8 protein-coding genes and 1 pseudogene are annotated in these 12,858 nt (G+C 74.7%); 5 read left to right on the top strand and 4 right to left on the bottom strand.

Going from position 1 to position 12,858, the window contains the following annotated elements; all coding sequences use genetic code 11:
• The first annotated feature begins 102 nt into the window (after positions 1–102).
• Both GC157_10115 and GC157_10110 read left to right on the top strand, forming a co-directional pair.
• Complete coding sequence (locus GC157_10115) at positions 103–1,554, top strand: MFS transporter (GenBank protein MBI1377820.1); 1,452 nt, start codon at positions 103–105, stop codon at positions 1,552–1,554.
• Positions 1,551–3,008: an aminotransferase class V-fold PLP-dependent enzyme gene (locus GC157_10110; protein MBI1377819.1), complete on the top strand. Its 1,458-nt coding sequence runs from the start codon at positions 1,551–1,553 to the stop codon at positions 3,006–3,008. Before GC157_10115 ends, GC157_10110 begins: the two co-directional genes overlap by 4 nt.
• Before the next feature lie 71 nt (positions 3,009–3,079).
• Here GC157_10110 and GC157_10105 read toward each other — a convergent pair whose 3' ends face one another.
• Entirely contained in the window at positions 3,080–3,481 is a 402-nt protein-coding gene (locus GC157_10105) for a hypothetical protein (protein ID MBI1377818.1), read from the bottom strand.
• Between the two features lie 79 nt (positions 3,482–3,560).
• A complete protein-coding gene (locus tag GC157_10100; GenBank protein MBI1377817.1) occupies positions 3,561–5,081 on the bottom strand; it encodes an HD domain-containing protein in 1,521 nt (506 codons plus the stop codon).
• Between the two features lie 274 nt (positions 5,082–5,355).
• On the opposite strand from GC157_10100, the gene GC157_10095 reads away from it, so the two are divergent.
• The 3 genes and pseudogenes from GC157_10095 (at position 5,356) to GC157_10085 (ending at position 6,969) form a co-directional block, all read left to right on the top strand.
• Positions 5,356–5,850, top strand: coding sequence for a hypothetical protein (locus GC157_10095; GenBank protein MBI1377816.1), 495 nt, complete (start codon positions 5,356–5,358; stop codon positions 5,848–5,850).
• Positions 5,732–6,436 (top strand): hypothetical protein, encoded by a 705-nt coding sequence (locus GC157_10090; protein ID MBI1377815.1) that lies wholly within the window; start codon positions 5,732–5,734, stop codon positions 6,434–6,436. Before GC157_10095 ends, GC157_10090 begins: the two co-directional genes overlap by 119 nt.
• A 335-nt stretch (positions 6,437–6,771) precedes the next feature.
• Positions 6,772–6,969, top strand: a pseudogene (locus GC157_10085) (peptidase).
• A 722-nt stretch (positions 6,970–7,691) separates the two neighbouring features.
• On the opposite strand, the gene GC157_10080 reads toward GC157_10085, so the two are convergent.
• A complete protein-coding gene (locus GC157_10080) occupies positions 7,692–8,132 on the bottom strand; it encodes an Hsp20 family protein (GenBank protein ID MBI1377814.1) in 441 nt (146 codons plus the stop codon).
• 112 nt (positions 8,133–8,244) lie between these two features.
• Positions 8,245–12,594: a hypothetical protein gene (locus GC157_10075; protein ID MBI1377813.1), complete on the bottom strand. Its 4,350-nt coding sequence runs from the start codon at positions 12,592–12,594 to the stop codon at positions 8,245–8,247.
• Positions 12,595–12,858: the final 264 nt, after the last annotated feature.

Below are 12,858 nucleotides of genomic sequence, written 5' to 3'. Positions count from 1 at the left end.
ACGGATCCTGGGCCCGGATCCGGTCGTTCGGGCAGTAACGACGGAGGGGGTCCGGGCGGCTGGTGGCGCAGCGGCGGCATCGGCGTCGGGTGTGATGCCAGGATGCCGGGCGTGGCGACGACGACACGGCGGCTGGGGCGCGGCACCTACCTGGGCTACTCGCTCGGCTCGCTGGCCACCGGCACGTTCGGCACGGTCCCTGGCCTGCTGCTGCTCTACTTCCTCACCGACACCCTCGGGGTCGCGGCCGGCGTCGCCGGTGTGACGGTGCTGCTGCCCAAGCTGTGGGACGTCGTGTGGAACCCGCTCGTGGGCGGGTGGTCCGACCGCACCCACACCCGCTGGGGCGCGCGACGGCCGTGGATGCTCCTCGGCGCCCTGGTGCTGCCGGTGTTCTTCGTCGGGATGTTCGCCGCGCCGACGACGCTGTCCACCGGGGCGGCCGCGGTGTGGACCGGCGTCGCGTTCCTCGTGGCGGCCGCGTCGTACGCGCTGTTCCAGGTGCCCTACGTCTCGATGCCGGCCGAGATGACCGACGACTACCAGGAGCGGACGACGATCGTGTCGTACCGCATCGTGGCGCTCACGATCGGCATCCTCGCGGCGGGCGCGCTCGCGCCGGTGCTCGTCGAGGCCGCCGGCGGCGGCCGCACCGGATACCTCGTCATGGCGGTCGCGATCGCGACGTTCATGGCCGTGTCGATGGTCGGCACCGTGATCGGCACCGCCCGCGCACCGCGCACGTCGCGCCCGTCGGGCGCCGGCTCGCTCGCCGTCGCGGTGCGCGCGGCCCGCCAGAACCCGTGGTTCCTCAGCCTGTGGGTCACCTTCGTCATCCAGGCCCTCGCCTCGGCCGCCACGCTGGCCGCGATCCCCTACTTCGCCACCTACATCCTCGACCGCAAGGGCGCCACGACGATCCTGTTCGCGGGGCTGGTGGCGCCGGCGATCCTGGTGATGCCGCTGTGGACCCGCTACGCAGCCGGCGCGGGCAAGAAGCGCGCCTACGTGATCGCGTCGCTGCTCTACGCCGCGGCCTCCCTCGGCCTCGCGGCCGGCCGCGTGATCGGGATGGGCGGCGTGCTCGCGCTCGTCGTCCTCGCCGGCGTGGGCTACTCCGGCATGCAGCTGTTCCCGCTGGCGATGCTGCCGGACACGGTGGAGGCCGACGAGGCGCGCGCCGGCGTGCGCCGCAGCGGCCTGCTCACCGGGCTGTGGACCGCCGGCGAGACGGGTGCGTTCGCCATCGGGCCGGCCCTGGTCGGCGCAGTGCTCGCGGTGACCGGGTTCGTCTCCAGCGAGGGAGACACGGTGGTGGCCCAGAGCACCACCGCGATCACCGGCATCGTCGTCGCCTTCAGCCTGCTGCCCGCCGCGGCGATGCTGCTCTCGCTGCTGGTGCTGCGCCGCTACGACCTCTCGGCCGAGCGGCTGGCCCAGGTGGTCGAGGACGCCGGCACCGGCACCGGCGTCGCGCCGGTCGTCCCCGAGGACGCCGGCGCAGCGGGCGCCGCCGCCACGCACGAGTCGACCACGGAGGGGACCACGCCATGAGCCTGCCCGAGCACGGACGACCCGGCCCCGAGGTGCTCGACGACCTCACCGCGCGGCACAGCACCGACCTGCCGACCCACGGCGGCCGCACCTGGGCCTACGTCTACGACAGCGGCCTGGCCGGCCTCGACCCGGTGATGGACGCCGCCCGCGCGATGTACGGCGCGGTCAACATGCTCGACCCCACCGTGTTCACCTCGATCGTCGCGCTGGAGAACGACGTCGTGGGCACGGTGCTCGACCTCGTGCAGGCACCCGCCGGTGCGGTCGGCACGTTCACCTCCGGCGGCACCGAGTCGTGCATGCTCGCCGTCAAGGCCGCGCGCGACGCGCGGCCGGAGGTGGAGCGGCCCAACCTCGTGGCCCCCACCACCGTGCACGCGGCGTTCGTGAAGGGCTGCGAGTACTTCGGCCTCGACCTGCGCCTCGTGCCGGTCGACCCGGTCACCTTCCGCGCCGACCCGCAGGCGATGGCCGACGCCGTCGACGACAGCACAGTGCTCGTGGTGTGCTCGGCGGTGTCGTACGCCCACGGCGTGTGCGACCCGGTGCCCGAGATCGCCTCCGCCGCAAGCGCTCGCGGCGTCGCCTGCCACGTCGACGGCTGCATCGGCGGCTGGGTGCTGGCCTGGTACCGGCGCCTCGGCATCGACGTGCCGGCGTGGGACTTCGCCGTCGACGGCGTCACGTCGATCTCGGTCGACCTGCACAAGTACGCCTACGCCGCGAAGGGCGCCTCGACCCTGCTCTTCCGCGACCCGGCCATGCGGCGCGCGTCGTACTTCGCGTCGGCCGACTGGCCGGGCTACGCGATGATCAACACGACCATGCAGTCGACGAAGTCGGCCGGACCGCTCGCGGCGGCCTGGGCGGCCTTCCAGCACCTCGGGGCCGACGGCTACTCCGAGCTCGCGCGCCGGACCCACGAGGCCACGGTGGCGCTCGTGCAGCGGATCGGGACCGTCCCGGGGCTCGAGGTGCTCGGCGTGCCGGACGCCTCGCTCGTCGCCGTGCGCTCGACCGACCCGGACGTCGACGTGTTCGTCGTCGTCGACGAGATGCGCGAGCGTGGCTGGTACCTGCAGCCGCAGTTCGCCTACCTCGACCTGCCGCGCAACCTGCACCTCACGGTGACCGCGGCGTCGCCGGCCAACGTCGACCCGCTGCTCGCCGACCTTGCCGACGCCGTGGCCGCCGCGCGGTCCGCGCCGTCGGCCGCCCCGGCGCCCGAGCTGGTCGCCGCGGCGCAGTCGATCGACCCGGACGCGCTCACGCCGGAGGAGTTCGCCGGCCTGCTGGCCTTCGCCGGCATGGACCCCGCCGCCGTCACGGGTGGCGGCCTGCCGACGCGGATGGCCGGCGTCAACCACCTGCTCGAGTCGATGCCGCCGCGGCTGCGCGAGCGCGTGCTCAGCGAGTTCCTCGGCCTCCTCTACACCCCGCACCGCTCCTGACGCGGTCGCGCCGAACGCGGCCGGCCCGCGGGACCGGACCCCGGGGACGCGCAGGAGGCCACCCCTGGAGGTCAGCCTGCCGCGAAGAACTCCTCGTCGGCGCTCGGGTCGAGAGAGAGGTGCCAGTGCTCGGTGATCTTGCCGTTGCTCAGGTGGTACACGTCGACGTACTTGTTGCTCAGGGTGCACTCGCCCATGGTGCCGGTGGTCTCGTGAAGGATGACGGCGTGCTCGTCGTTGGCCAGGACATCGTGGACGTCGATGCTCATCTGCAGGCCGGACTCGACGAAGACCTGGCCCATGAATGCCAGCACCTGGTCGCGTCCGCGGTACTCGCCCTGCATGCCAGGCGTCGACTCGTGCCAGATGACGTCGTCGTCCAGGAGCGCCGCGTAGCCGATCGCGTCCCCCTTGCCCATCAGTTCGTACGCCGAGCGGATGATCGAGGCGTTCGGGTGCTCGTAGGTGGCCATCGGGTTCTCCTCAGTTCGTCGGGGCTGACGGATCTGAGTGTTGGTCGACCCCCGCCACGGCTCCAGGGGGAGTTCTCCCCTACCCGGAGACGGCCGAGGGCTGCAGCAAGCCGTGCTCGAGTGCGAACAGCGTGGCCCCGGTGCGGGTCGAGACTCCGATCTTGGGATAGATCCTCTGGAGGTGCCCGTCGACGGTCTTCGGCGCGATGCCGAGCTGCTTGGCGAGCTGGCGCATCGACCCGCCTCGTGCGGCGGCGACCAGGATCTCGAGCTCCCGTGCGGTGAGACGGGAGTCGGCGCCTGGGCGTGTCGAGCCGACTGCTGCCAGCACGGCGTCGACCGCGAGCCGGTCGAGCCGCCCTCCGTCGGCCTCGGCCCTGAGGTGGGCCGCCGCGTCCTGCGGGGCGAGCGCTGCCCGGTGCGGTCGGTCCTCGATCTTGGTGTGGTAGGCGTCGGCGGCAGCAAGGATCCTGGCGGGCGCACCCAGGGCCTGACCGGTGGCGCCGCGGAAGTAGCCGCTGCCGTCCAGCCGCTCGTGGTGGCAGGAAGCGACCTCGCTCAGCGAGCGCAGGTACGGCGAACGCCCCAGCACCCGTTGGGTGTAGTACGGGTGCATACGCACCTGCTCCCGCTGCTCCGCGGTGAGCGGCTTCGCGCTGTTCCAGACCCCCGCGGACACCGCCACCCGCCCGAGGTCGTGCACGTACCCGGACCTGCGCACCAGGTCGACCTCGGCGGCGGGCAAGCCGTACGCCTCGGCGGCGGCGCCTGCGAGGCGGGCCACGCCGCTCGAGTGCCCGACCAGGCTGGACGCGTGGAGGTCGGCGAAGTCGGCCATCGCGGCCAAGGCGCTGTCGATGTCGGCCGGGGCGGGGGTCGCGGCGGGCACCGGGTCGGCGGCCAGGACGGCCTCCCACAGCGACTCGGTCGCCGACAGCGGACGCAGGATCTCGTCCAGATTGTCGAGCAGCACGTCGACGATCGCCGGCGACAGGGCCCGGCCACGGCGGGCCCGTACCAGCTCCACAGCCGCCTGGGCGCCGAGCATCCGCTCGGCGTTCACAGTCAGAGTGGCCACCTGGGCCACCTGCACCGGTACGGGGATCTGGTCGCCCGCCAACCTGCCCGGCGTCCCCGACCCGTCCCAGCGCTCGTAGACCGCCTCGAGGTCGGCCAGGCACTGCGGGTCGTAGCCGCATCGCGCGCCGAGCATCCGGCCGGCCTCGCACACCTCCTCGGAGTTCGCCGCGATCCGTCCGGCTCCCACCACCATCCGTGCCATCGCCATCGGCCGCCCCGGCAGGGTGCTGACCCTGGCGGTGTGAGCGAACATGAAGCGCACCATGGCTCGCGGGTCGGTGAGGTCCAGGAGCGGGGTGTGCTCCCGCAGGACGAGCTCGTCACCCATCACGGCGGCGTTGTCCGACGACGAGGCCGTGCAACCGATGTGCTCGAGCAGTGAGACCGCGTACGTCCGGGACAGCTCGCCGTCGTCGAGCCCCGCCGACCGGGCCAGCCGCATCGCCGCGAGGCAGATCGCGAGTCCGGTCTCGAGCGGCAGAGCCATTGCGGTGTCGCAGGCAAGGGACATCGCTGCCATCAGTTCGGGCCAGGAGACGGTCGGTACCTCGGCAGGGTCTGACCGACCTTCGCTCACGCGCACACCCTAGCGGCGTGAACGGTCGCTGAGCCGGGCCCAGCTGCGCCGATCTCCCGCAGGTTCGCACCGTGTCGCCGTCACGGGCTACCGGGGCCGGCCCAGGGATCGGGGGCGGGGGGGGAGAACTCCCCCTGGTGGCCGACGACGGCCGGCGCCAAGGTCGACGAGGGACAGTTGACCAGCTCGTCTCCACCCACTCGGCAAGGAGTCGACGATGCTCATCTACCAGCACATGCAGCAGCGGGTCGTCCCGGCGGCAGCGAAGGCGGTCTTCGACGTCGTCGGCGACCTCGCACAGCACCCGCGCCTGGCCGGCAGCGGCGAGGTCAAGACCGTCCGGCTGCTCGGCGATCGCGTCGTCGGCGTCGGGTCCCGCTTCGAGGCGGACGAGGAGATCCGGATCGCCCGGAGGTGGCAGCGGTTCACCGCCGTGTCGACCGTCGTCGAGTACGACCCGCCGCACGTGATCTCGTGGACCTCGGTCGCACCGGACGCCCCGCGTGGGAGCCGTGTTCAGTGGTGGTACGAGATGACGCCGCACGACGAGGGAACGCTGGTCACCGAACGGGTCGAGGTAGACCTCGGCCTCGGTGCCCTCAGCGTCTTGGCGCGGCTGCCCTACCGCGCGCTGCGGGGCTCGGCCATCCGTGCCGGGATGGCCAGGACGCTGCAGAACCTCGAAGCGCTCACGGCGTCCGCGGACGCGTGACGCCCCGTCGCGCCCGCGCCGCGGCGGGGAGTGCGGACACCGGCCCCGGCCGGTCGCCGCTTCCCGGAGGCCGCCCGCCAGGAGCCGATCCAGCATCCATGCCGACCGCCCCTTCCGGGCTCGGCGCCGACCACCGGAGGACGCAGTGAAGACGATCGAGGTTCGTGTCTGGATCGACCGACCCGTGGAGGACGTGTACGACGCGGTCATCACGCTGGACGACTGGCCGAAGTGGCGCAGCGACGTGGTGAGAGGACACATGCTCACCGACGGCCCGCTGCGCGTGGGGTCGCAGGCGCGGGGGGTCGGCCTGCTCCTCGGGCGCGAGATCGCCATCGACGTGGAGGTGACAGCCCTCGAGCCCGGGGCGAGGTTCGGCTACCGGCCGATCAAAGGCCCCTTGCGGACCAACAACCTCTACCGGTTCGAGAGCCAGGACGGCGGCACTCTGGTCGTCCTCACCGACGACATCAAGCTCAAGGGCGCCCTGCGGATCCTCACACCCGTGATGCCGGCACTCGTGCGATCGGGGTACCGCAGGAACCTCGCCGGTCTGAAGACCCTCCTGGAGACCCACACCGCGTAGGCGCCGGCCCGGAACAGCCTGCCGTCGCAACGCAACCGGTCCCCGATGCCGAACGGCGCGGCTCGACCGGGTCACGGTCGTGTCGCACCTCGGTGCTCGGCGCGAGTGGGTGGCCCCCCGCGGCTACGGTCGGTCGGCAGGCGTGGGGAACGCCGGCGTCCAAGGGTCCGGGAGGGGCGATGAGGTCGGTGCGCACGGCGCTCGTGGCGGGCTGCGCGGTGCTCGTCCTCGGCGGTCTCAGCGGCTGCGGCGACGGCTCGATCAGCCTGCCGACGGCGCGACCGTCGCTGTCGGTGTCGGTCCCCACCTTCCCGTCGCGCACGTCCGAGCCGGCCTCGCCGACGCCGACCAGCGAGACGCCCACGGCGACCCCGACGTCCGAGACCCCGACCCCGACTCCCACGAGCGAGACGCCCACACCGACGCCCTCCACCGAGACGCCCACGCCCACGCCGACGTCGCCGACCCCCACGCCCACCACCGAGACGCCGACCCCCACGCCCACCAGCGAGACCCCGACGCCGACGCCCACGAGCGAGTCGCCGACGCCCACCAGCGCTTCACCGTCGTCCGCCTCGCCCTCGGTCGAGCCGACCTCGGCGTCGCCGTCCGCCAGCCCCGAGGCCGGCACCGGCGGCGAGACGTCCACCGTGTGGTGGCCGTGGATCCTCGCCGCGGTGGTCGTCGTCGCGCTGATCCTGTGGTGGTTCCTGCTGATGGTGCCGCGGCGTCGCTGGGACGCCGCCTTCGCCGCGGACCTCAGCGAGGCGCGGTGGGTGATGGACTCGCTCGTGCCCTCGGTGACCGACCGCACCCTGCCGGCCGACCAGGTGGGCCGGCAGTGGCTCGACGGCAAGCGCCGCCTCGACGACCTGCAGAGCGACCTCTACCGGCTCGGCGCCAACCCGCCGAACACCGCACGCGCCACGCACCTCGGCACGGTGTCCGGATCGCTGGCCGCGCTGCAGCAGTCGCTCGAGCGCGACGTCGCCCTGCGCACCGGCCCGGAGACGCCCACCACGGCCCGCGACCTCGACGCCAACCTGCAGACCATCGGCCACCAGCGCGACACGCTGCTCGCGGCCGTCGAGAACCGTCCGACGGGCCCGGGCCACGCCGCGGCCTGACGACCCACGCCCCCGAGGCCCCGTCGTTACTGCCCGAAAGCACGGAGAATCGCGCCGGATCCGGTCATTGCGGCAGTAACGTGCGGGACGGCCGGAGCCGACGGGGCTCCGGCCGTGGGCGACCCGGGTCAGCCCCGGGCCACCGGGATCCTCGTCGGTGCCGCCTCGGCGGCGCCGACCGGCACGCGCACCTCGAGGATGCCGTCGGCGTACGTCGCCGTCACGGCGTCCTCCTGCGCGCCGTCGGGCAGGCGCAGCACCCGGCGCATGGACCCGTAGCGGAACTCGCTGCGGTAGCCGGGCTTGCCCTGCTCGCCCTCGGTCTTCTCCTCGCGGCGCTCGGCCTCGATGGTGAGCAGCCCGCCCTCGACGGTGATCTCGACGTCCTCGTCGGGGTCGACGCCGGGCAGCTCGGCCTTGACGACGAGCGTGTCGCCGTCGGTGTACTCCTCGACGCGCATCGAGAGCACGTCGCGGACCGGCAGGTCCAGGGCGATCGCGCTGAACGGCCACGTGGACCGCAGCAGGTCGTCGATGCCCAGCCGGTCGTACTTCTCGAGAGTCGTCATGGGTGACCCTCCTGTCCTCTCCTCTCGCAACCGCCCGCCGGACGGCGGGTGAGAACCCGGTCCCCCACCATGGTCCCGCCGTCCGGCCCGGGAAGGAGCCCGAGCGACGGGCTCACTCCCACTCGCTGGTGAGCTCGTGCAGCTGGCCGAGGCCGCGCCGCACCACCGCCCGGCCCTTCTCCAGCAGCGTCGCGGCCAGGATGGCCACCAGGCCCACGCAGGCGAGCGCCACCCACAGCATCGCGCCGCTCCACGCCGGCAGCAGCCGCGCCAGCGGCACGGCCACGAGCAGCAGCAGGGCGAGCAGCACCACCGCGCTGCCGCCGAGCAGCCGCCGCCGCACCTGCGTCAGCACGCCCCACACCACCACAGCGACGCCGAGGCCCGCGGCGAGCACGGCGTAGGCGATCGAGTCCGTGAACGTCTGCACGAACGACGGCCCCACCAGCACCACGACGCCGATCGTCTCCATCAGCACCATGGCGGCGTTGGACGCCGGCAGGCCGCGCGAGCGCCGGTCCCTGCGCACGAGGCCGAGCGAGGCGAACAGTGCGAGCGCGGAGGGCACGGCGAACCACTGCGGGTTGCCGTCGAGCGCGCCCGCCGCCCACGACAGCCACGCGACGCAGGCGGTCACCGGCGCGAACGCCTGGAGCACCACGGCATGCAGCGCGGTGCCGGTCACCAGCAGGTACGCCGCGGCCACGAGCCACGCGGTCGCGAAGAGCGCGGAGTCCGGCAGCGCCGCGAAGGCCACGAGCACCCCGGCCGCGGCGGACGCGCCGCCCGCGGTCACGAGCACCGGCCGCCAGGGGGCGAGCCGCGCGTCGCGCACCAGCACCCCGACCGACGCCACGGCCGTCACCACCGCCAGGGCGATCACCTGCTGCGCGGGAGTGGCCCCGGCGACGACGACCCCCTCCGCCAGGGCGAGACCGAGCAGGGCCGCGGTGCCGTAGCGCAGGACGGCCGAGCCGATCACCGTCGCCGCCACGGCGAGGCAGCACGCCGCGACCGCGAGCGACGCGACGGTCCACCACGAGAGCAGCGCGAGCTCCGAGGTGGCCCCGACGAGGGCGGGCACGGCGGGTGCGAGCACCAGCGCGGCCAGCGCGGCCCCACCGCGCACCAGCGCGTCCTGCCGTGTGCCCACCCCGAGTCGCAGCAGCGCGGTGACCACCACGAGCGCGACGGCCGCCGCGCCCACCGTGACGTCGACCGCGGTGCCGGGCGCGAGCTCGAGCCACACCAGGAGCGACGCCCACGCCCCGAGTGCCGCAGCCGCGGAGGCGGCGGTGAGCTCGCCGCGCACCACCTGCGCCCGCGGTCTGGTCGCGAGCACCCCGAGTGCGAGGGCGAGCACCGCGAGCGCGAGGGCGAGCCAGCCTGGCCCCACCAGGCCCGCGCCCCCCACCACGGCGACGGTGCCGAGCGTGCCGTAGACGGCCAGGGCGGCGGTCCGAGCCCGCAGGCGGGCGGCCACGGCGAGGGCCAGCACGCCGGTGGCCACGAGCACCTCACCGGCCTGCGTCCCGCCGGCGACCGTGCCCAGCGCGATCAGCGCCGCGAGGTGCGCCGCGGAGAACATCGCGACGTCGGCCCGGGCCCACCAGTGCCGGTCGGCGACGACGCGGGCCGCAGCCTCCGCGCAGCCGAGCAGCGCGACCGCGACACCCAGCCACACCCACGGAGCAGTGGCCAGCCACTCCCAGGCGACCCACGCGGCCGCCCCGAGCACCAGCACCGCGACGCCGAGCAGCGCCCAGGCGCGCGACAGCGCCGCCCGCAGGGCGACCACGAGCCCGGAGGCGAGCAGCAGCCGGGCGGCCGGCTCCGCATCCAGCCCGAGCGCGAGCAGCGTGCCCAGCGCCAGCTGCACGCCGCCGAGGGCGGCGGGCGGCCACAGCCAGTGCCGGGCAGGCACGAGCATCGGGGTCCAGCGGTCCAGCAGCGCGCCGGTCCCGTAGGCCAGCACCAGCATCGCGCCGCCGATCACCACTGCCGACGCGGCGAGCTGGAGCACGGTGTCCAGGCCCGCGAAGCCGGTCGACGCCGCCCGCGTCCCGAGCACGAGAGCGGGCGGGACGGCCACCCACGCGGTCCACACATGGACCACCGAGCGAAGCGCGCGCGGCAGCACCAGCACGCCGGCCACGAGGGCAGCCAGGCCCAGCGCCCGGCCGAGGTCCTCGGTCTGGAGCACCAGACCGGCCTCGCCCAGCACCGCGGCGAGCAGCGCGCTCCAGGCCAGCGTCCTGCGCAGCGCGGCCGACGCCGGCAGCCACGCGCACGCGGCGTACGCCACGGACACGACCGGGAGCACGCCGACGAGCCAGGGCACGGTCGCGACCTGCGCCGCGTCGAGCGCGGCGAAGGCCGTCACCGGCACGAGCAGCCCGACGAGGGACGGCGCGAGGTAGTGCGCGGCACCGCCGGCGAGGCGCACCGCGTCGTCGACGAACGGCGAGGACCGCACCTCGGCCAGCACGAGGGTCAGCAGCCACTCCGCGAGCAGCACCCCGAGCGCCACCGCGCCGAGCACCTCGGACTGCGTGAGGCCGAGCGCCAGCAGGGCCACGACGTAGCCGGCCCCCGCCACCGCGGAGGCGGACGACCACCGCCCCACGAGCGCGGGACGGAGATGCGCCGCGACGACGCCGAGCGCCGAGGCGGCGAGCAGCACCGTGTCGCGCGTGAGGTCGCCGAGGCCGAGGGCTGCGACGAGGGTCAGCCAGGTGAGCGCGCCGAGCGTGCTGCTCGGCCACACCCGCCACGACGCCGGGATCGGTCCGATCACCACGCCCACGGTGAGCAGGGCCGCGGACGCGACGAGCAGCCACTCGCCCGTCGACGTCGCCGGCCGGCCGACCGTGGCGACGAGCAGGGCGGCGGCCGACGCCGCGACGGTGCCGGCGTCCCACCAGTAGAGCCAGAACCCGTCACCCGACGACGCGGACACCGCGCGCCGCACGACGGGGACCCGGATCGGCAGCAGCGCGCCGACGACGGCCACGGTGCCGATCAGCAGCGTCAGCGGCCCGTCCGTCGTCACGGCGGCGACCTCGACCAGCGCCCACACGCTGAACATCACCGCGGCGAGGTCGCGCACCGGCTGCGGCACCCGGGTGCGGATCCAGCCGATCACGCGGCGCACGTGCGCCCAGCCGGCCACCACGGCGGTAGCCACGAGCGCCCAGCCGGCCGACACCCCGGAGAGCGACAGCGCCACGACCAGGCCCACGGCGGGCAGGGTCAGCTCGAGCCAGGTCGCGCCGAGCACGGCCACGAGATCGAGCAGCACCAGGAAGCCTGCCGCGGAAACCGTTGCGGCCAGGGCGATCCCGCCTGCGTCCGAGCCGAGCGCGATCACCAGCGCCATCGACGTCACGGCCCACCAGAGCGGAGCGCCGACGCCCACGACGAGCCGCGGCACGTGGCCGCGCAGCAGCTCGAGCACGAGCAGCAGGGCCGTCCCGGCGACGAGCACCGGGCCCGTCGGCCAGCCCTCGGACACCCAGGTGAGCAGCGCGAGCAGTGCCAGCACCACGGCACCCACGCGGCTCGAGGTGATGCTCGGCCCGGAGAGCGCGGCCGACGGGCGCCACCGCGCCCAGGCCAGGGTGACGACGACCGCGGCCGACATCGCCGCGACCTGCCAGGCCGTGATGGACGCGACGTCGCGGCCGGCCGGGATCTCCCGCCCCGCGCCGGTGACGGCGAAGCCGACGGCGAGCCAGGCCACCGGGGCGACCAGGAAGCGCAGCGCGGAGTCGTGGTGCCGGCGGCTCCACCACCAGTACCCGAGCGAGGTGAGCGCGGCCTCGGCCGTGAGCGCCACCACGAGCGTCGTCCCCGACGGGTCCGGCGGCACGGCGACGCCGTCGAGCATCGACGTCGCGAGCATCACGGGCAGCAGGAGGCCGCCCGCGAGCTCGAGCGCGCGCCCGGCGATCTCCGCGCCGCGGCGCAGCAGCATCCACGACGCCGCGAACGGTGCGCGCACGATGCCGAGCTCGGCCACCGGCCGCACGCCCTCGGACACGTCGCCGAACGCGAAGGCGACGAGGCCGAAGACGCCGACGAACAGCAGCAGCACGCCGATGTAGGCGAGCCCGTGCGCGGCGAGGTCGGAGCCGACGGCGTCGGTCAGCCGGTCCCACCACCGGGAGAAGCGGCTCGGCGTGGGGGCCGGGGCCGTCGTCGTGCGCGGCTGCGTCCAGCCGGCCGCCGGCGTCGTGGCCGGGACCGCAGGCCGCGGTGCCGGCCATGCTCCGCGGCTCGGACCCACGGGTGCCGCCGCCGGCGCGACGGTGGCCGCGGCTGTCGTGGCCGCAGCCGTGGCCAGAGCGGGTGCCGGCACGGGCGCCACGGCCAGGTCCTGGAGCCGCCACGCCTCCAGCAGCAGCGCGTCGAACTCGGGGGGAGGCAGATAGAGGTGCTCGCGCGCCGCGGGGAGGTACACCTCGCGGACGAAGGCGAGCGCGTCGGTGTCCGCGGCGGTGATGGGTCGCGGTCCGGCAGGGCGCGGGTCGAGGCGGGTGACGCCGTCGTCGCTGACCCAGTCGGTCAGCGCGCGGCCGTCCCAGTAGCGCAGTCGTGCACGCCCCGTGGGGTCGAGGTACCACCCGGCGGGGTCACGGTCGAAAGGGTGTCCTCAGGACGAAAGTCTCCTCGCGCGGCTCGGCCGTTGCCCGCCGCGGCGAGGCCGTGACCCGCACGTGACCGG

It is taken from the genome of Frankiales bacterium, from assembly GCA_016125335.1.
Lineage (GTDB): Bacteria > Actinomycetota > Actinomycetes > S36-B12 > CAIYMF01 > Longivirga.
The sequence above is the reverse complement of the archived record's forward strand: the minus strand, read 5'-3'. Positions and strand labels throughout refer to the sequence as shown.

What these genes read in the sequence shown, in the direction of transcription:
- GC157_10115 (MBI1377820.1), top strand. Translation starts at nt 103, where the DNA reads ATGCCGGGCGTGGCGACGACGACACGGCGGCTGGGGCGCGGCACCTAC.
- GC157_10110 (MBI1377819.1), top strand. Translation starts at nt 1,551, where the DNA reads ATGAGCCTGCCCGAGCACGGACGACCCGGCCCCGAGGTGCTCGACGAC.
- GC157_10105 (MBI1377818.1), bottom strand. Translation starts at nt 3,481, where the DNA reads ATGGCCACCTACGAGCACCCGAACGCCTCGATCATCCGCTCGGCGTAC.
- GC157_10100 (MBI1377817.1), bottom strand. Translation starts at nt 5,081, where the DNA reads ATGGCAGCGATGTCCCTTGCCTGCGACACCGCAATGGCTCTGCCGCTC.
- GC157_10095 (MBI1377816.1), top strand. Translation starts at nt 5,356, where the DNA reads ATGCTCATCTACCAGCACATGCAGCAGCGGGTCGTCCCGGCGGCAGCG.
- GC157_10080 (MBI1377814.1), bottom strand. Translation starts at nt 8,132, where the DNA reads ATGACGACTCTCGAGAAGTACGACCGGCTGGGCATCGACGACCTGCTG.